16 protein-coding genes, 2 pseudogenes and 1 other annotated feature are annotated in these 18,915 nt (G+C 39.4%); of the genes and pseudogenes, 4 read left to right on the forward strand and 14 right to left on the reverse strand.

Features of this window, described 5'->3' with window-relative positions; genetic code table 11:
• Window positions 1-7: 7 nt before the first annotated feature.
• The 4 genes and pseudogenes from araD to PDT38_RS14515 all read right to left on the reverse strand — a co-directional run bounded on the left by araD (window position 8) and on the right by PDT38_RS14515 (window position 5,120).
• A pseudogene (gene araD / locus PDT38_RS14500) lies at window positions 8-678 on the reverse strand (L-ribulose-5-phosphate 4-epimerase AraD).
• Window positions 679-703: 25 nt separating this feature from the next.
• The gene (gene araB / locus PDT38_RS14505; protein ID WP_270802601.1) at window positions 704-2,383 is read right to left on the reverse strand and encodes a ribulokinase; all 1,680 of its coding nucleotides are present in this window, start codon (window positions 2,381-2,383) and stop codon (window positions 704-706) included.
• A 594-nt stretch (window positions 2,384-2,977) separates the two neighbouring features.
• On the reverse strand, window positions 2,978-3,922 hold the full coding sequence (locus PDT38_RS14510; protein ID WP_270802603.1) for a glycoside hydrolase family 43 protein: 945 nt from the start codon (window positions 3,920-3,922) through the stop codon (window positions 2,978-2,980).
• Between the two features lie 112 nt (window positions 3,923-4,034).
• Window positions 4,035-5,120 (reverse strand): M42 family metallopeptidase, encoded by a 1,086-nt coding sequence (locus PDT38_RS14515; RefSeq protein ID WP_270802604.1) that lies wholly within the window; start codon window positions 5,118-5,120, stop codon window positions 4,035-4,037.
• A gap of 171 nt (window positions 5,121-5,291) precedes the next feature.
• Between PDT38_RS14515 and PDT38_RS14520 the strand changes: the two genes are divergently transcribed.
• Both PDT38_RS14520 and PDT38_RS14525 read left to right on the forward strand, forming a co-directional pair.
• On the forward strand, window positions 5,292-5,693 hold the full coding sequence (locus tag PDT38_RS14520) for a sigma-w pathway protein ysdB (RefSeq protein ID WP_270802606.1): 402 nt from the start codon (window positions 5,292-5,294) through the stop codon (window positions 5,691-5,693).
• Between the two features lie 59 nt (window positions 5,694-5,752).
• Window positions 5,753-6,311: pseudogene (locus PDT38_RS14525) on the forward strand (immunity protein Imm33 domain-containing protein).
• Between the two features lie 140 nt (window positions 6,312-6,451).
• On the opposite strand, the gene adhP reads toward PDT38_RS14525, so the two are convergent.
• From adhP to infC, 4 genes are all read right to left on the reverse strand, one after another.
• Window positions 6,452-7,468: an alcohol dehydrogenase AdhP gene (adhP, locus tag PDT38_RS14530; protein ID WP_270802607.1), complete on the reverse strand. Its 1,017-nt coding sequence runs from the start codon at window positions 7,466-7,468 to the stop codon at window positions 6,452-6,454.
• Window positions 7,469-8,025: 557 nt separating this feature from the next.
• Window positions 8,026-8,385: a 50S ribosomal protein L20 gene (rplT, locus tag PDT38_RS14535; protein ID WP_270802608.1), complete on the reverse strand. Its 360-nt coding sequence runs from the start codon at window positions 8,383-8,385 to the stop codon at window positions 8,026-8,028.
• Window positions 8,386-8,417: 32 nt separating this feature from the next.
• The gene (gene rpmI, locus PDT38_RS14540; RefSeq protein WP_172296953.1) at window positions 8,418-8,618 is read right to left on the reverse strand and encodes a 50S ribosomal protein L35; all 201 of its coding nucleotides are present in this window, start codon (window positions 8,616-8,618) and stop codon (window positions 8,418-8,420) included.
• Window positions 8,619-8,636: 18 nt separating this feature from the next.
• Window positions 8,637-9,155: a translation initiation factor IF-3 gene (gene infC / locus PDT38_RS14545; protein ID WP_270802868.1), complete on the reverse strand. Its 519-nt coding sequence runs from the start codon at window positions 9,153-9,155 to the stop codon at window positions 8,637-8,639.
• A 68-nt stretch (window positions 9,156-9,223) separates the two neighbouring features.
• Window positions 9,224-9,352 (reverse strand) — a sequence feature (ribosomal protein L20 leader region).
• Window positions 9,353-9,558: 206 nt separating this feature from the next.
• On the opposite strand from infC, the gene PDT38_RS14550 reads away from it, so the two are divergent.
• Together PDT38_RS14550 and PDT38_RS14555 are read left to right on the forward strand one after the other, a co-directional pair.
• Window positions 9,559-11,112: an alkaline phosphatase D family protein gene (locus tag PDT38_RS14550; RefSeq protein ID WP_270802610.1), complete on the forward strand. Its 1,554-nt coding sequence runs from the start codon at window positions 9,559-9,561 to the stop codon at window positions 11,110-11,112.
• 114 nt (window positions 11,113-11,226) lie between these two features.
• Window positions 11,227-12,027: an HAD family hydrolase gene (locus tag PDT38_RS14555; RefSeq protein ID WP_270802611.1), complete on the forward strand. Its 801-nt coding sequence runs from the start codon at window positions 11,227-11,229 to the stop codon at window positions 12,025-12,027.
• 29 nt (window positions 12,028-12,056) lie between these two features.
• Here PDT38_RS14555 and thrS read toward each other — a convergent pair whose 3' ends face one another.
• From thrS to nrdR, 6 genes are all read right to left on the reverse strand, one after another.
• A complete protein-coding gene (gene thrS / locus PDT38_RS14560) occupies window positions 12,057-13,988 on the reverse strand; it encodes a threonine--tRNA ligase (RefSeq protein WP_270802613.1) in 1,932 nt (643 codons plus the stop codon).
• Window positions 13,989-14,328: 340 nt separating this feature from the next.
• Window positions 14,329-15,171, reverse strand: coding sequence for a putative sporulation protein YtxC (gene ytxC, locus PDT38_RS14565; protein WP_270802615.1), 843 nt, complete (start codon window positions 15,169-15,171; stop codon window positions 14,329-14,331).
• A gap of 74 nt (window positions 15,172-15,245) precedes the next feature.
• A complete protein-coding gene (locus PDT38_RS14570) occupies window positions 15,246-15,878 on the reverse strand; it encodes a TVP38/TMEM64 family protein (protein ID WP_270802616.1) in 633 nt (210 codons plus the stop codon).
• Window positions 15,879-15,895: 17 nt separating this feature from the next.
• Window positions 15,896-16,828 (reverse strand): primosomal protein DnaI, encoded by a 933-nt coding sequence (dnaI, locus tag PDT38_RS14575; protein ID WP_270802617.1) that lies wholly within the window; start codon window positions 16,826-16,828, stop codon window positions 15,896-15,898.
• Between the two features lie 19 nt (window positions 16,829-16,847).
• Complete coding sequence (locus PDT38_RS14580) at window positions 16,848-18,272, reverse strand: replication initiation and membrane attachment family protein (RefSeq protein ID WP_270802618.1); 1,425 nt, start codon at window positions 18,270-18,272, stop codon at window positions 16,848-16,850.
• Between the two features lie 106 nt (window positions 18,273-18,378).
• Window positions 18,379-18,837, reverse strand: a complete 459-nt coding sequence (nrdR, locus tag PDT38_RS14585) for a transcriptional regulator NrdR (protein ID WP_270802619.1) — start codon at window positions 18,835-18,837, stop codon at window positions 18,379-18,381.
• Window positions 18,838-18,915: the final 78 nt, after the last annotated feature.

Below are 18,915 nucleotides of genomic sequence, written 5' to 3' on the forward strand. Positions count from 1 at the left end.
TCCTTCCTTATTGTCCGTAATATGCCTTGGTTCCATGTTTGCGGAGATCATGCTTATCTTGCAAAACATCTTTAATTGGACGAAGAGCTGGATTCAACACCGGTGAATGGTAAGCCATCTTTGCTACCTCCTCCAACCCAACAGCATGTTGTACGGTAGTCAGGGCGTCTTTTCCCCAGCAAAACGGTCCATGGTTATAAACTAGGACACTGGAATGTCTTGAGGATTGCTGAAACGTTTCCGCAATGACTTTCCCAGTATTTCGGTTCCATAATTTCTTCGACGTCCATTTCCATCGTGCAAGGAATATTTCCGTGAAAATGATCGGCATGAGTCGTTCCCAATGAAGAAATATCTCTGCCGGATTGTGCCCAACTGGTTGCCCATGAAGAGTGAGTGTGAACAATCCCACCAATCATTTGAAATTGTTTATACAGATTAGATGTGTCGGTATATCTGAAGATGGTTTAAGATCCCCTTCAACAACCCCCCATTCAGATTTAAAACGACTAAGTTTGCAGCGGTTAATTTGCTGTAAGGTACACCACTTGGCTTTATGACGACTAACTCTTGTCGTGATCAATTCCGCTGACATTTCCCCATGTAAACGTAACAAGCCGATAGTCCTGAAGCTGCAAATTAGCTTTTTAAAACCTGTCCTTTTAAAGCCTCTAGCACAGGTTTTCACCCTCTTTTTGGTGGTTTACTTCACAATGGACCTGATAGACTGGATGTTTTTAAGTTTTTTAAGGCGCTTCATCACATGATTTTGTTTTCCAAAATATTGATAAAGCGCCTTATACTCGGCATAAAGCTGATCATATAATGTCACATGTTCTGGATTCGGTTTGTACGTATAGCTTTTGACTTTCCCCATATGTCGGACAGCATCTTCAATTTGATCATAACCGCCATTTTCACTTCCGGCTGCAAGTGCTCCGAAAATCGCTGATCCTAAAGCAGGTGCTTGTGGTGAACCAGATATGTTGATTTCCATGTTGGTCACATCTGCATAAATCTGCATAATGAATGGATTTTTTTCAGCAATCCCTCCTGCTGCATACAACTCTTCAATTGGCACACCGCTTTGTCGGAATGTTTCAATAATCATTCGCGTACCAAAAGCAGTGGCTTCAACTAGTGCACGAAAAATCTCTTCCGGTTTTGTTGAAAGTGTCAACCCGAGCATCATCCCCGTTAGATCGGCATCAACAAGTGTCGAACGATTTCCGTTCCACCAATCTAAGGCAAGTAAACCACTTTCACCAATACGTAAGCGTTTAGCTTTTTGACTGAGCAGATCAAAGATCGTCACTTCTGCCTGTTCCGCTTCTCTCACATATGCTTCAGGGACAAACTGATTGATCAACCAATGAAAATGATCACCGACACAAGACTGGCCTGCTTCATATCCAACATAACCCGGTAAAATACCGTCTTGAACAACACCGCACATTCCTGGCACGATGCGAACATTTTCACCAAGTAACATATGACAGGTCGATGTCCCCATGATCATTAACATTTTCCCAGGATCTGTGATTCCGACAGCCGGAACTGAGGCGTGAGCATCAACATTACCTACTGCGACAGCTGTTCCTGGCAATAATCCTGTTTTAGCTGCCATTTCTTCAGTCAATTCACCTGCTCTTTCTCCAATTGAATAAATGTCTTCTGTTAATTTTTCTTGAACAAGGTTTGTCAGTTTCGGGTCTAAAGCTGAAAAAAACGTTGTGGATGGATAACCTTTCTGGTCGTTCCAAATCGCTTTATAACCAGCTGCACAGTTACTGCGTTTTCTTTTGCCACACAATTGAAAAACGATCCAGTCACAGGCCTCGATGATTTCAGCGGCGGCATCATAAATATGGGGTGCTTCTTCTACGATCTGCATCACTTTTGGAACAAGCCATTCAGAAGAAATTTTCCCTCCATATGTTTTGAGAAACGCTTCATTTCTCTTTTCAGCCAGTTGATTTAAGCGATTTGCCTGCTCCTGAGCGGCATGATGCTTCCAGAGTTTCACATAGCTATGCGGTTCACCAGCAAATTCATCTCTCATACAAAGCGGTGTCCCAGCTTCGTCAATTGGCAAAATGGTACATGATGTAAAATCAATCCCAATTCCAATAATCTCGCTCGGATCTGCCTTTGATTGTTTTAATAGACTTGGAATTGTCTCTCCCAGCACTTCTATGTAATCGGCAGGATGTTGGAGAGCCCAGTCTCTCGGTAGTGTTTGTTTTGTCTGAGGTAGTTGATCGTCAATCACAGCGTGAGTGTACTCTTTAACAGCTGTCACTATTTCTTCTCCTGTTTTCACATCAACCAAGACAGCTCTTCCCGACAATGTTCCGAAATCAACCCCAATCGTCAACGCCATAAGTTATCCCCCTTAAAGCTTTTGAAACCGAAATACCGCTTCAATTCATTTCATTACTCTGTTGGACCACGGTTGATGATTCCTGTCATTTCTAGAAATACACATTTTTTCCTCTTCACAAAGCTTTTTGACTCCACCCTAGTGAAGTTGCTTACATTGAATCTCTTTATCTGAGCGCCTCCTCTCCAAATACATGTTGTCTTCCTGTTTTTTGACTTGATCAACAACCTTCTCCTTGCAGTTTTGAATGAGACGAAGTAAATAAAGCGCTTACAAATAACATTAAAAATAAAATATTGGCATCAATGGAACCAATACACAATACGTTCGTATAATTATATAATTAATTATATATTTGTACGAACAACTTTATTATATTCATATGATCGCAAACTGTCAATTTAATTTTCAGTATAAAATATCTTTTTTAAAAAAAATTTGAAAGTAGTCAAACAATTGTAGCCCACAACAAACGAAAAGTAGCCAGCATCCACCAGCTATTTTTAGAGAAAATGCTAATAAAAAAAGCGAGTGGAAAAACCCAACTTCAGTTTCTCACTCGCATACTTATTTGACCGTCTCATTCAAACAAAGCTAAAACCAAGGCCAGCCTTTTGAATCCCAATACAGATCATTGATGAGCAAAGTTGGTTGACCATTGTTAAGAGCGTCATAGCCATGTCTAACAATCATTGAATTATTCAAAACATCTTGATGACCCGGGCCTTTCCAGCGTTCATTTCCCGAGTCTAATATCGTTCCCCCTCCATCCAACATTTTTTTGCCGCTCTTATCATAGTAAGGACCTACGATATTTTTCGAACGACCATAGGCAATTTTATATGTGCTGTTGACTCCTTGGCAACATTTATCAAACGAGACGAATAAGTAATAATAACCGTCTCTATACGTGATATTAGGCGCTTCTATTGCTCCGCTGTGGTTTGGTCTTGCTGCGATAGAATACAAGTTTCCAATCGGTTTCATTGTTTTTTTATCAAGCCTTGTCAGCTTAATCCCGCTCCAAAAGGAACCGAAAGATAGCCATGGATTTCCGTCTTTATCAATGACTAAATCTCCGTCAATCGCATTATAGTGATTGGCAGATGTTGTTCTGATCACCAATCCATCATCACGCCAATTTCCCGAAGATATTCTGTCAGTAGAGGCCAGACCAATCATTGATTGATTTGAACCAAATGAAGAAACCGAGTAATACATCCAATATCTACCGTTGTAATAACTGACATCTGGCGCCCATTGATTTTCTTCATGATTTGGTACATACATTTTCCACCATGCTAACGGGGTTGAAAAAATACGTGGAGCCTCTTTCCAAGTCATTCCGTCATTAGACTTAATGACACGCAGTCCCTTCCCATGTCCTGTACCAAACGTATACCATGTATGACCTTCTTTAATTATCGAAGGATCATGAATAAAGTTGTCCCCTTTTGTTTCCCAAAACGCAGCTGAAGCAGATTCAGCCCCTGAAAAAAACATGATCAACCCGATGATCCAAATCATTTTGCGTTTCATAAATCACCCTCCAATTCATTTTTCAAAATTTTCACTTATGTAAGCGCTTACTAAAGATACCAGAAAAATAAGCTGACAACAAGAGAAAAAAGTCGTTGTCAGCTTTAATTTTTTAGTCATATGTAATGTTCGCAACCGTTTCTTGATCTAAACGCTTAATGACTTCAGTAATTAATTTAACGGTATTTTCGTAATCGTCACGATGGAGCATGGCCGCATGTGTATGAATATAACGCGTTGCAATGGTGATTGATAGAGCAGGTACTCCGTTTGCCGTTAGATGAATCGAACCTGAATCTGTTCCTCCACCTGAAAGAGCATCAAATTGATAAGGGATATTTGCTTCATCAGCGACCTTTGTTACAAAATCGCGAAGTCCCTTATGAGAAACCATTGATGCATCATATAGAATAATTTGGGGCCCTTTTCCCATTTTGCTTGTTGATTCTTTTTCTGTAATTCCCGGTGTATCTCCTGCAATTCCGACATCTACACCAAAAGCAATATCTGGTTTTATTGTTTGTGCAGCGGTTTTTGCTCCACGCAATCCAACCTCTTCCTGAACGGTGCCAACACCATAAACAACATTCGGATGATGAGTTTCCTTTAAATTTCTTAAAACGTCAATTGCGATTGCACAGCCGATCCGATTGTCCCAGGCTTTTGCAAGAAGCATCTTTTCATTATTCATCACCGTAAATTCAAAATAAGGTACAATTTGATCTCCGGGAAGAACCCCCCATTCCATTGCTTCTTCTCTGCTTGAGGCTCCAATATCTACGAACATATCTTTAATATCCGCTGGTTTTTTGCGTGCTTCCGGTGAGAGAACATGTGGCGGTTTTGAACCGATAACACCAGTGATATCCCCTTTTTTGGTCACAATTGTGACACGCTGTGCCAACATAACCTGAGACCACCAGCCTCCAACCGTTTGAAAATATAGATAGCCTCGATCATCAATCCGCGTTACCATAAAACCGACTTCATCAAGATGACCAGAAATCATGATTTTCGGCCCATCAGTAGGTCCAGTTTTTTTGGCAATTAAACTGCCAAGTCTGTCAGTCGTAACCTCATCAGCATAAGGTTCAATGTATGACCTCATCACTTGCCTAACTTCCTTTTCATTGCCTGGAATACCTTTTGCGTCTGTTAGTTTTTTTAGCATTGTCAGTGTTTCGTCGAGCTTTGCCATCAATATAAATCCTCCTTTAATGAACCTTCCTTCTTATTATACAAAAATAAATCTTTTCAATACGGAATTCATGCTTCTCAGTCATTTTATCAAATCATGAAACCTTTTGTTTTGTTATTCGTATATATAGTTTAATATTCTTCATTTCATTTTAGGGGAGGTTCTTTAAAAATGCTTGTCATGATATTGCGACTTGCTTTATTGGTCCTTTTCATTTACGTCATCTATAGGACCGTACTATTTTTAAGAAATCCGGACCGAAGATTGAAATCTGCACAAGCTAAAGAATATTTTTATTTTTTGGATGACCAAAAAAACACACGTAAAAATTTAAAAATCACATATAAAGGTGTGCTGTTTGAAGGGACAAAACATATTCCAGCAAAAGACCATCCTCTGTTTATCCATACGATTTTTATCTGGACACAAGCACCTGAAGAAAAACTTCAGTCCTTTTCAACAGCAGATTTTACCGAATTGGAGACCAAAATCAAACAGCGCTATCCAGACTGTAAGATTGATTGGGACGCTTCTATTCAAAAATGGAAAAACAAACATGTAGAAGGACCATGATAACTGTTTAAGCAGTCCGTTTTCATGGTACTAAACTTCAATAATAGGTGGCATTGTAAATGTCGTGGGATTTAGATAACATTTATGAAAAAAATGTACAATTCCCTTATACTTTCTATATTCCCATTGGCGACATCGTTAAATTAAGGTTTGTGAACGAGACTACAGAAGATGGTCTTGCAGGTGAAAGAATGTGGGTGGAGATCACTGAAAAGAATGTGAAAACTTTAGAGGATGATTCATAAATGAGCCTTATGACTTGAAAGATTTGAAACTCGGTCAGGAAGTTTTATTCAAGACGAAACATATTTGTGATACGGAATACAAAGATCCTAGATCTTCTGATTGGGATTACTACTTTGATACAAAGGTGATTGTAAGTAAAAATGTTCTTGATAAACCCCTAATGGTGAAGGGGACTCTCGATGGACGATATTAAGCGGCTACGAAAAGGATGAATTCGTCAATCAACCTGATCAATTTCAGTATTCAATCGGTGTCATATTAAATATAGATGATTTAATCTTAAAATTCATTGATGAAAAACCAATGTGTGCTTTTGAAAGAAATCATAAAGGCGAGTTCTATCATATACAGAATGATGATTGGGACAGTTAATAACAATCTGAAAACTGATGAGGACTTTTCCAAATTTCCAAATGAATAGTAGCAAAAATAAGCATCGTCTGCATGGGTTGTCCAACGCAGGCCATGCTTATTTTTGTTTAATCGTTTCTTTTTCTACTTCAGACGAGAGATTACTCAGTAAAATCTATGACCATTCGGCCAGTAATTTTACCTTCCTCCATTTCTTTAAAAATATCATGAACATCTTGAACTGGACGCTTTGTAACTTTAGGTACAACCTTACCTTCTGCAGCAAATTGGAATGCTTCCTTCAAGTCTTCTCTAGTGCCTACTAATGAACCAATGACTTGAATTCCATCTAGTACAAGACGAGGGATATCTAAATCCATCTTGTCTACCGGTAAACCTACAGCAACTACACGAGCACCCGCTTTTACAACATCAACGGCTTGATTGAAAGGGGTTTTAGCAACAGCAGTAATAACTGTAGCATCAAGACCTAGATCGTTTGTCAATTCTTTAGCTTTAGCAACAGGGTCTTCATTTAAGCAGTTTACAATTATATCAGCACCTAAGCTTTTTGCAAATTCCAATTTTTCATCGTTAATATCGAATGCCATCACTTTAGCATTAAAAACATTTTTTGCATATTGCACAGCTAAGTTACCTAATCCACCGATACCAAAAACACCGATCCATTGACCAGGTTTGATTTCACTGACTTTTACTGCTTTATAAGTTGTTACACCCGCACAAGTAATACTACTTGCTGCTGCCGGATCTAAATTTTCAGGAACTTTCACTGCATAATCAGCTGATACGATTGCTTCTTCAGCCATTGCACCATCAACAGTATACCCAGCATTTTTTACATCACGGCATAATGTTTCACGACCTGTTAGGCAATACTCACAGTGACCACAACTTTCAAACATCCAAGCAATAGAGACGCGGTCTCCCACTTTTAGGCTTTTGACACCTTCACCAATCTCGGTTACAATGCCTATTCCTTCATGACCTAGAGTGATACCTGTGACATCGCCAAAATCAGCATTCTTCACATGTAAGTCTGTATGGCATACACCGCAGTATTCCATCTTAACTTTGGCTTCACCATGTTGTAAAGGACGTAATTCTTTATTTACGATCTCTATACTTTTGTCTTTTGTTGCTACTACTGCTTTCATTCCAAACTACACCCCTTCAATTTTTTTGGGAAATTCATCCTACACTTATAATTTAGCACAATACCCTTTTTATGAAAACCCTTACATAAATTCATAGAAAAGTATTTTGTAAATATGGATTTTTTAGAACAACCACGTACTCAGCTTGCTAATAAAAAACGGTTATGCACGTTTTCTATCCTCTAGAACTGAAAGATACGCGAGTAGGTGGGTGCATATAAAATGGATGTGCAAATTCTCTTTGTTTTTATGAAATGCCGGATGAATTGTAGTTGTTAGTGACTATGGATGGATTGAGATTTGAAGGTCGAACATATGATGTAAATAAAGCGGGCTTCGTCGTTCTGGAGCCTTTTTCTTTCGGCATCTTCTTTGGTTTTTCTATAAGTACTCTTGAAGGGAATTTTACTTGTCATGCAGACATAGCTTGTCTGCTTATCGGATAGCCGATAACATTAAATTTTTCACAGGTGTTTTATGGAAAGTGATTTGACCATAATAAAACCGCATCCCGAATTGTTATTCGTGTCTCACAATTGGGGTGCAGTTCATAATAGTTATTTATTTAATTGAGTTTTAGCAGCATCTGCAAGTTGATTGAATGCAGTAAGATCGTTTACAGCAAGGTCAGCAAGCATTTTACGGTTTACTTCAATACCTGAAAGCTTAAGACCATGCATTAAACGGCTGTATGAAAGACCATTCATACGTGCTGCTGCATTGATACGAGTGATCCAAAGTTTACGAAAATCGCGCTTTTTCTGACGACGGTCACGGAAAGCGTAGTTTCCTGATTTCATAACTTGTTGGTTAGCTACTTTATATAATCTATGTTTTGAACCAAAAAAACCTTTTGCTAATTTAAGAACTTTTTTACGACGTTTGCGTGTTACAGTTCCGCCTTTTACTCTTGGCATTATATTTCCCTCCTAAGTATACCTTTTTCGAATTACTTGATGTTTGCAAGCTGTTGCTTGATACGTCTGAAATCACCTGCGCTAACAATCGCTCCTTTGCGAAGTTTGCGCTTTTGTTTTTGAGATTTATTCGCGAACAAGTGACTTGTATATGCATGAGAACGTTTTAGTTTCCCTGAACCTGTCTTTTTAAAACGTTTCGCAGATCCGCGGTGAGTTTTCATTTTTGGCATAGGTATTTCCTCCTTAAATTACTTTTCAGTTTTAGGTGCGAGCACTAGGAACATGCTGCGGCCGTCCATTTTTGGCTTTGTTTCAACAGTTGCCACTTCCGCACAGGCTTCAGAAAAACGATCAAGCACGCGCTGGCCGATTTCCTTATGCGTAATTGCACGACCTTTAAAACGGATAGACGCTTTCACTTTGTCCCCTTTTTCCAAAAACTTGATAGCGTTGCGAAGCTTTGTATTGAAATCGTGTTCTTCAATACCTGGGCTCAGACGGACTTCTTTCAAGTTAATGATCTTTTGATTTTTGCGTGCTTCTTTATCCTTTTTCTGTTGCTCGAATCGATATTTTCCATAGTCCATAATCCGACAAACAGGCGGTTTTGCATTAGCTGCAACTAACACAAGGTCAAGATTTGCACGACCGGCAATTTCAAGTGCTTCCTGGCGGGATTTAATTCCCAGCTGGTCGCCATTTTGTCCGATCAAGCGTACTTCACGCGCACGAATCCCCTCATTAACCAATTGATCTTTGCTAATAATGAGCCACCTCCATAGAATCTTTGAATTGATTTCACAACTCATTTTGACCGTTTCATCACATTTTCACAGGCAAACAAAAAGTGTGGGTATAAAACACCCACACTGCGAACATCTGCATAAAGAAGAAATGTACGTTTAACCTGCCAACTACAAAACTGTGTCAATCAGGTGAGAAGCGGGTGCCTCTACTTGTTGATATATATTCAATTCATTATTAATCTTACAGAAACATCTCCTGTAAGTCAAGATCAAAAGTTTTGTACAATGTTTGTAATTATAACAGATCATATTCGAAATAGCAATACTCCTTTTAACAAGCAGCTAAATCTTCTTGACATGTGCTAAATACAATGTGTTCATCGTATAGTTAATCAAGATCGAAAAGTTGAGGAGGCTTAGAAATATGCATACAAACATTAGAGGTCATACCCATTCTAATGAACTTTCTTCATTTATTGAGCGCGGACTCATGGCGGAAGACAAAACGATTACTGGTAAAGCACACAAATTTTCTGATTATCCGTTTAAACTTGGAATCGCATCTGGAGATCCGTATCCGGATGGGTTTGTATTATGGACGAGACTTGCACCTGATCCGCTGGCTGAAGATGGGCTTGGAGGGATGCCAAATCAACGAGTTCCAGTGCAATGGGAGGTAGCAGAAGATGAGCATTTTATCAAAACTGTCAAACATGGAACCGTCTCGGCTCTTCCGGAACTTGCCCATTCCGTCCATATTGAAGTCTATGGGCTTAAACCAGCAAGGTATTATTGGTACAGATTTAAATCTGGGCGTGAAATCAGTCCAGTAGGTAGAACAAAAACAGCCTCTTTCACACACACTAACCTTGACCAAATGTCGTTTGCTCTTGCATCATGCCAAGCATGGTACCATGGTTATTTCACCGCTTATCAGCATATGGCCAAAGACGATCTCGATGTTGTTTTTTTTCTTGGCGACTATATTTATGAATACCCTATTAACGAAAAAAACCTCTATCGAAATGTTAAACTTTCCAGCGTACACAATGCAAAAACAACCTCTCTTAGCCAGTACAGACTTCGATATTCACTTTTTAAGACTGACCCCGATCTCCAAGCTATTCACGCTTTAACGCCATGGATTGTAACAATGGATGATCATGAAGTTGAAAATAACTATGCGGGTTCACATTCACAATATAACACTTCACCTGCTGACTTTCTCCGCCAACGTGCCGCTGCTTATCAAGCCTTTTATGAGCATATTCCCATCCGCAGTACTGCAATTCCTAACGGTCCTGATATGGTGTTATACAGGCGTTTCTGCTATGGAAACCTTGCGGAATTTCATGTCCTTGACACCCGTCAATACCGCAATAACTATCCTGCTAATGAAACTGAACGATTAAACCCTTTCCGCACGATTCTTGGGAGTGCACAAGAGCGCTGGCTTTATCGCGGACTAAGTAAATCCTCCACAGTTTGGAATATGTTAGCGCAACAAGTTGTCCTGGCCCAAATTGATCGGGATCCAGGACCGAAAGTTGAATACAGTTTTGATCAATGGGATGGGTTTCCTGCTTGTCGTGACAGGCTATTTTCGGCTTACAAAGCATATGGAATTATCAACCCAGTCGTACTGACTGGTGACATTCATAGGCATGCAGCTTCAGATTTAAAAGCAGATTTCAATGATATCCACTCAAAAACAATTGGCACTGAATTGATCACAACTTCAATTGCTTCAGATGGAGATGGTGCAAAAACCGATTCCCTTGCCCATATTTGGCTAGCAAATCCCCATGTCAAACTGTATAACGCACAACGAGGATATGTTCGCTGCACAATAACACCAAAACAACTACAAGCCGACTTTCAAGTTCTTCCTTTTATTACTCGACCAAATGCCCCAGTCTCAACATTTGCGAGTTTTGTCATTGAAGCAGGCTGCCCAGGATTACAAAAAAACAACTGATGTAGCACACTTTTACACTTCATCACATCACATTCCTAAAAAACATTTCTTTATCATCATGATTTTCTATTGTAAAATGAATATTAAATAAATTAAAAACTAGAGGGGTAGATCATGAAAGCCGTATTTTTTGATTTAGATGATACATTGCTCTGGGACGAAAAAAGCGTAAATACAGCATTTGCCGAAACATGTCATAAAGCCGAAAAAAAATACGGGGTCAATGCACAAGAATTCGAAATAGCCGTACGCCGATCCGCACGAGATCTATACATGTCTTATGAAACATATCCTTATACTGTGATGATCGGGATTAATCCATTTGAAGGACTATGGTCGAATTTTAGCGAACCGATCAGTGAAGAATTCGAGAAATTGAACAAAATCGTTCCAGAATATAGAAAAAACACATGGGCAAATGGCCTGAAAACTTTTGGAATCGATGATCCCACATTCGCAGAAGAATTAGGCAATTTTTTTGCAACTGTTCGCCGTAAACATCCGTTTGTTTATGATGAAACATTTACTGTTTTAGATCAGTTAAAAGGTAAATTCGATCTTCTATTACTGACAAATGGGGACCCAAGTCTACAAAAAGAAAAATTGGCTGGCGTTCCTAAACTCGCCTCATATTTCAATGAAATTGTCATCTCCGGGGATTTTGGAAAAGGGAAACCAGACCCAGCTATTTTTGAACATTGTCTCAATCTCCTTAATATTACAAAAAATGAGTCGATAATGGTTGGCGATAATTTGAACACAGATATTCTCGGAGCGTCAAGAACTGGAATAAAAAATGTTTGGCTCAACCGTAAAGGTAGAAAAAATGAAGCCCCTGTTCAACCTGATTACGAAATTCAACATTTGAGCGGACTGTTTGAGATACTGACTGAACAGAAAGTTAAAAAAGCATGACTCCAATTGGAATCATGCTTTTCTCTTCGTTATTTTCTTGCTTCTGCAACAGCTTTTTTCACAAAATCTTCAAGTGAAACGGTTTCTGATTTTTGCTCACCATATTTACGGACATTGACTGCCCCATTCTCAACTTCTTGATCACCGACAACAAGCATATATGGAATTTTTTGCATTTGTGCTTCGCGAATTTTATACCCGATTTTTTCATCACGAATATCGACTTCAACACGGAGACCTTCACGCTGCAGGCGTTCCTGTACCTGTTTTGCATAATCAAGATGCACGGCTGGTGATACAGGAATGACTTGGAATTGGATAGGTGAAAGCCATGTCGGTAATGCACCTTTATGCTCTTCAATTAAGAAAGCAACAAATCGTTCCATTGTTGATACAATACCTCTATGAATCACGACAGGACGGTGTGGTTTTCCGTCTTCTCCAACATATGTTAAATCAAATTTTTCCGGAAGCAAGAAGTCGAGCTGTACAGTTGACAGTGTTTCTTCTTTGCCAATCGCTGTTTTGACTTGAACATCAAGCTTCGGTCCGTAAAATGCTGCTTCACCTTCTGCTTCGTAATAATCATGTCCAATTTCATCCATTGCTTCTTTTAGCATCGATTGTGCTTTGTTCCACATGTCGTCGTCATCATAGTATTTCTCTGTATCTTCCGGATCACGGTAAGATAAGCGGAATGAATATTGTTCCAATCCGAAGTCTTGATAAACTTCCTGAATCAAGCGAACAGTACGGATAAACTCGTCTTTAATTTGATCAGGACGAACGAAAATGTGTGCATCATTCAACGTCATCCCGCGGACGCGCTGAAGACCTGAAAGAGCGCCTGACATTTCATAGCGATGCATCGTTCCGAGTTCTGCAATTCGGATCGGAAGTTCACGATAGCTGTGAATGTCGTTTTTATAAATCATCATATGATGCGGACAGTTCATCGGACGAAGTACAAGGGTTTCATTGTCCATTTCCATCGGTGGGAACATCCCCTCTTGATAATGATCCCAATGCCCTGATGTTTCATAAAGCTCTTTGCTGCCAAGCACAGGTGTATAAACATGCTCATAGCCGAGAGCGAGCTCTTTGTCCACGATATAGCGCTCGATGACACGTCTGATGGTCGCGCCCTTCGGCAACCAAAGAGGCAGCCCTTGTCCAACCTTTTGAGAAATTGCAAACAACTTTAATTCTTTTCCAAGTTTTCGATGATCGCGTTCTTTTGCCTCTTCAAGCATGCGTAAATGTTCATCTAACTCAGCTTTTTTGAAGAAAGCTGTTCCATAAATACGCTGAAGCATTTTATTATTGCTGTCACCACGCCAATAAGCACCAGCCAAGCTTAGTAGCTTAAATTCTTTAATTTTTCCTGTTGAAGGGACATGGACACCACGGCACAGATCAAAAAATTCGCCTTGTTCATAGATCGTTACCGTCTCATCTTCAGGTATTGCATCAAGTAACTCTAGCTTCAAGTGATCACCGATTTCGGCAAACCGCTCTTTCGCTTCTTGACGACTGACTTCTTTTCTGACAATTGTCAAGTTTTCTCCAATAATTTTTTTCATTTCTTTTTCAATCTTTGGCAAGTCTTCTGGAGTCAGTGCATCCTCCATGTCAATATCATAATAGAAGCCGTTTTCAATCACTGGACCAACGCCAAGCTTTACATTTTTATAAAGGCGTTTAATTGCCTGAGCCATTAAGTGCGCAGTACTGTGACGCATAATATCTAGCGCTTCGTTACTGCCTTCTGTAATAATTTCAATCGCTCCATCATCAACGATCGGTGCTCGCAAATCAATTTCTGTACTATTGAATTTTCCGGCAATTGCTTTTTTCTTTAAACCGGGACTAATTGATGCCGCGATATCCTCTGTTGTCGTCGCTTTTGCAAACTCCTTAACCGCTCCATCAGGAAATTTGATTTTAACCATGTCTGACATCCTAGTCACTCCTTTTTAAAAAATAAAAAATCCCCGTCCCCCTATGAAAGGGACGAGGATTAATATACGGAATTCGTGGTTCCACCCTTTTTCCCGAAAAACGCAAAAAACCCTTGGTGCGTTTTCGGCTTTCGGTTCTGTAACGGGAAGTCCCGTCAGTTATTACTTGACAAAACGTCGTTTACAACTGATGTTCAAAGGTGGTAAAAACATAATCCTAGACTTAGGAGACTTGCAGCCTTGGTCTCCCTCTCTGTTCAGCCGGTGTTCATGCTTTCATGTCCTTATCAATACATAGGATTTTGAGTTAACCGTATTATAAACCGTTTAACATGCAAAATCAAGAATACTCTTCAAAAATATTTTCTTGTGCAGGGAATGAGTCAAGCGAAAAGATCTTTACCCGTTCTTGGAAAATATTCTGAATCGTCTGGATCATGCCATGTTCCCGATTTCTTGTATAAAGGTCAATTCTTCTTGGTGCGATCGATACAAGCGGTGCAAGTAGATGAGAATCAATATACATCGGGTGCTCCCTCACAAATCGGCGGTCCATGTATTTCTTTTGTTCCCGTTCTGAAATAAACTTTAATTCCCATATGACAAACTGACCATCATGGACAATGTGAATATGGTCAATCATTGGTTTTTTTCCTGTTACATAATCTCTCAATGATTGAATAAAGGTCTGATATTCCTGCTCCATCTTATATTCATCAATCGCTGCCACGACATATTCTCGAAGCCGTTGATAATATTTTCCAAGACGGAATGTCATAAAGGAACGAATCGAAAAGACAGTTTCTTCAAGACAAATCGTTTGGAGCTCCTGAATGATATATTCTTCACGTGGGGTATAATCACAGTTGAGAGGAAGCCCTTCCAGTTCTCCTTCCATTATGCTGTGAGCCAGTTGCAATATTTGCTGCTGTTCATCACGATCTAAATAGAAAAAATCTCCTTCAATGACCGAAAGCATATATTCATCTTCTTTACATTCTATAAAAAATTTCGTGAGGATAGGCTGGATGTATGTTTGAATACTGGCAGAGGAGTGGGTCTTTTCAATTCCGATCTTCCCTTCCGCCTCATGAACCTCGATATGCCGCTTTACATCTGCATTACGAAGCAGGTGTAAAAATACGGCTGTATCATCATCATCTTCAAATGTAATTTCGAGCATGTTTGTCCCCCCTAACAACATCTGATACATGTATATGGGCGAGACAAAAAAATAGACTTAAAAAAGGTGAGCCTTTATTGAAATAGTTCCATCATCTTCTTTCTAAGTAACAGTGGGATAGTGATAAAAAGAAGATAGATCAATAAGGTGATGATAATAGCCATCATATCTCCTGATAGCAAGCTTGATCCGAGTATATTTAAAATAATGGTGCCAGGTATGATCCCAATAGAAGTGGCAGCTAAAAACGGAAGCGGTTTTACTTTGAAGATGCCAGCTGCATAGCTGACAGTATCAAAATGAATCGGTGCAAGTCTCAAATAAAGGATATAAAAGAAACTGTTTTTGTGTAAAATCATTCGAAGTGTTTTTAATTTTACAGATATTCTGTTAAAATTTGCACCGATCTTGTATGCCAGTGCAAACGATAAAAACGCTCCTCCAGCTGCTCCGACAAAACAATATAAAGAACCTAACAGCGGACCAAACGCGAGCCCGCCACTGACAGCAAATACAGAAGCAGGCAACAATAAAAACGGACGGATGATTAATAAACCGATATACATCATCGGAGCAAAAATTCCGAATGACATGACCCATTCCCTAATTTGCTTAGGATTGATATTAACAAATTTTGTATTAAACCAGATTCCCACTGCAACGACCACAACGACCGCCATCCACTTGCCGAGCGTTTTTATCGACATATTTATTCATCTCCTGATCATTTACGGCGATTGTTACCGTCAAGCCGTACAGGTGTCGCCAAATACAACACCCTTTCCATCAGCCTTGCCGCCTTTACATCCTCTTTTTCTCCCCTTTGGGAATATGTGAAATGGTGCTTTAAATCATCTGGACTAAAGTTTGAAGAAAAAAATGTTGGCAACTGTAGTGACATTCTGTGTTGAAGAATTGTACCCAGCACCTCATCCCTGACCCAGCTTGACATGGATTCCGCACCAATATCATCAAGCATAAGAACTGGCGTTGATTTGACCATATCCAGCTTCACTTCCAATGATTGATCATGAATAGCATTTTTCAATTCTCTAACAAACTCTGGAACATAGACAAGAACAGATGAATGATCATTTGCGGCAAGTTCATTAGCAATCGCAGCGAGCATAAAAGTTTTGCCTACCCCAAATTTGCCATGGAGATAAACTCCTTTTCCTTTGCCTGTTTCATGATAAGTATGAAAAAATTCTGTTACATGTTGGATAACCTTGAGCCTGCTCGGATCATCCCCATCAATATCCGCTAATGTAGCATCAAGCAAATCTCTCGGGATATAAATGCTTTTAATTAATGAACGTTGTCTTTCCCGTTCATCATATCTGCGCTTTTCGGGACAAATATCATACTGGACATCAATTGTTTTTCCGTTTAGCATCAGCTTTGGATAGTAACCTTGAATCAAATTTTTACATTCTTTAAGACCGGGACAATCTTGGCAGGCTTTGCTTTGTTGTGTAAATTCAAACAGTTTGTTTAAACTTCTGTCGATCATAGTTCGATCTACTTCTGATTGATGGTTCTTTAAAAATTCTTGAACATCATGATCAGAGAGAACCTTGTTTTTCATTTCTTCAAGTCGTTTTTGAAAATCAGGTCTTGTTGTCACACCTTGCAAAGCACGTTTTATCGGCTCCATATCTAGTTCACCTCACATTTTAAAGGGCAGAATGCTTTCTCAATTTTTTCACTTCTTCAAGCATCTTCTGTTTTTGCATGTCAAAATCTTTATGGTTTGCTACATTCTCTTTACTTTGGTCATTCTTATTTTCGGAAGTCTTACTATCCTCTAACCAATCCGGCAGTTTTTCTTCTCTGATGACCCTTTTACCTTGATTAGTCTTTCTGTTCTTTCCTTTCGTACGCTCTAAATATTCGCGGTGTGCTTCTTTGGCAAGCTTCATAGCCTCCCTTACTGTCTGCACTTGTTTTCTTGCCCAGTGGGAAGCGATGGTTTGCATATAGTTTTTCGAAAGCTTCATATCCGTTTTTAGCATCACGTAATAAATTAGAACATTTACGACACCAGGCGCTAACTTTTGGTCAAACATTATTTCTTCGACTATTTTCAATTCAGCTTTAGAAGGCTCTGCACCTTCCCCGATATCTTGTAACAATTTCCTTGGAGATACTCGCTCAAGCAGTGCGATTAATTCGTCTTCCTTTGATCTATTGGCTTGCTTTTCATTCTGTTGCTCACGTAACCTGAGCGGTTGCACTTTATCAACAAGTTCGGGTAACAAACCGTTTCTTTCAATCTGATACCAGTCGCTTGCTGCCTTTCTGAGTGCTTCTATCGTGATTGTATCGTGTTCATCTATGGCTGACATCACAACACTTTGCATTTGCATAGGATCAATTCCATAAAGGAAAGCCAGTTTTTTAATTGTTTCTTTCACTTGATCATTTAGCGCTTTTCTAGGTATTAGTGCGTCAGATAATCCTGCTAGAAACAAATCAAAATCAAACACATCATCAGTCACGGAAAGCGAACGATTTTGTCCCTCTTTTAAAAATTCTTGATCAGGGCTAAGTTCCAATGTCTCCATCATATCATCAGACATTTTCCATTCGCTCGGTTGAACAGAAGAAAAGACGTCATTGAATGAACGAGTAATATCCCGAAATCCCTCAGGCATCGAAGGATGTGAAAAGTATTCTTTTAGCTGCTGAAACCTCGTTTTACCGACGCGATTATACAAAAATACATTCAGCATCCCGTCCTGAAAGAATTCATTTGGTCTTAGCGGAGGGATTAATTCATATATAAAGAGACGTTCGTTTTCCGATTCTTTTACATACGTCTTTAACAGCCCAATCCCCTCGAGCTTTCCTTTTTCAGTGTGGATTGCTTTCAAGTTGGCTTGCAGTGCACCCATTAGTTGTTTGTGGGTTGAGCTTTCCCCCCAAACACTGTTTTTTTCAAGCTCACCCCAAAGCGTAAAATACAGGCTGAGCGAAAAAGAGCCAATTAAAGGCTGATATAAAAGTGTGATGATTTGCCTATCCAAATCCTGTAGCAACCCATCACTTTTGACCATATAAGGATCAACAGGAAGCAAATCGTTCCAATAATTACTCATATCTTTGCCAACCTTCCAATTCGTTTCTTGTCCTCATTTTACACTTTTTTCGTTCTTCAGATCATGCTTTTGTCATGAGAAAAGAGCTGGAAAATCTTTCAGCTCTTTAACGTTCTTTCTTTATTAAATCCTTTAATTCATCGATGAACACATTAATATCTTTAAATTGACGGTATACCGAAGCAAATCTGACATAAGCCACCTCATCAATTTTAGCTAGACGGTCCATCACCAATTCTCCGATGCTTTCACTTTTCACTTCAGAAACACCTTGATTTCTAAGTTCTTTTTCAATCTCGAAACAAATATCTTCAAGCTGTTTTAATGCGACAGGTCGTTTTTCACAAGCTTTGATTAACCCGCGGAGAATCTTCTCCCTGCTGAACTCTTCACGAATTCCTTCTTTTTTGACAACAATAAGCGGAATTTCTTCCACTTTTTCAAATGTAGTAAACCGATAATGGCATGATTCACATTCTCGTCTTCTGCGAATCGACCTGCTTTCGTCAACCGGACGGGAATCCAAAACCCTTGATCCGTTATGCTGACATGCTGGACACCTCATGTTTTCAGCTCCCTATTCAATTGTTTGTTAGGTATAGCAATGTCATGTTCTGATGGATCCGAGTGTCAAGTCAAACTG

This window comes from Bacillus changyiensis, from assembly GCF_027706145.1.
GTDB lineage: Bacteria > Bacillota > Bacilli > Bacillales > Bacillaceae > Bacillus > Bacillus changyiensis.

Bases quoted from the DNA above. Each gene is read 5' to 3' on its own strand.
- araB (WP_270802601.1), bottom strand. From the start codon at position 2,383: ATGGCGTTGACGATTGGGGTTGATTTCGGAACATTGTCGGGAAGAGCT.
- PDT38_RS14510 (WP_270802603.1), bottom strand. From the start codon at position 3,922: ATGAAACGCAAAATGATTTGGATCATCGGGTTGATCATGTTTTTTTCA.
- PDT38_RS14515 (WP_270802604.1), bottom strand. From the start codon at position 5,120: ATGGCAAAGCTCGACGAAACACTGACAATGCTAAAAAAACTAACAGAC.
- PDT38_RS14520 (WP_270802606.1), top strand. From the start codon at position 5,292: ATGCTTGTCATGATATTGCGACTTGCTTTATTGGTCCTTTTCATTTAC.
- adhP (WP_270802607.1), bottom strand. From the start codon at position 7,468: ATGAAAGCAGTAGTAGCAACAAAAGACAAAAGTATAGAGATCGTAAAT.
- rplT (WP_270802608.1), bottom strand. From the start codon at position 8,385: ATGCCAAGAGTAAAAGGCGGAACTGTAACACGCAAACGTCGTAAAAAA.
- rpmI (WP_172296953.1), bottom strand. From the start codon at position 8,618: ATGCCAAAAATGAAAACTCACCGCGGATCTGCGAAACGTTTTAAAAAG.
- PDT38_RS14550 (WP_270802610.1), top strand. From the start codon at position 9,559: ATGCATACAAACATTAGAGGTCATACCCATTCTAATGAACTTTCTTCA.
- PDT38_RS14555 (WP_270802611.1), top strand. From the start codon at position 11,227: ATGAAAGCCGTATTTTTTGATTTAGATGATACATTGCTCTGGGACGAA.
- thrS (WP_270802613.1), bottom strand. From the start codon at position 13,988: ATGTCAGACATGGTTAAAATCAAATTTCCTGATGGAGCGGTTAAGGAG.
- ytxC (WP_270802615.1), bottom strand. From the start codon at position 15,171: ATGCTCGAAATTACATTTGAAGATGATGATGATACAGCCGTATTTTTA.
- PDT38_RS14570 (WP_270802616.1), bottom strand. From the start codon at position 15,878: ATGTCGATAAAAACGCTCGGCAAGTGGATGGCGGTCGTTGTGGTCGTT.
- dnaI (WP_270802617.1), bottom strand. From the start codon at position 16,828: ATGGAGCCGATAAAACGTGCTTTGCAAGGTGTGACAACAAGACCTGAT.
- PDT38_RS14580 (WP_270802618.1), bottom strand. From the start codon at position 18,272: ATGAGTAATTATTGGAACGATTTGCTTCCTGTTGATCCTTATATGGTC.
- nrdR (WP_270802619.1), bottom strand. From the start codon at position 18,837: ATGAGGTGTCCAGCATGTCAGCATAACGGATCAAGGGTTTTGGATTCC.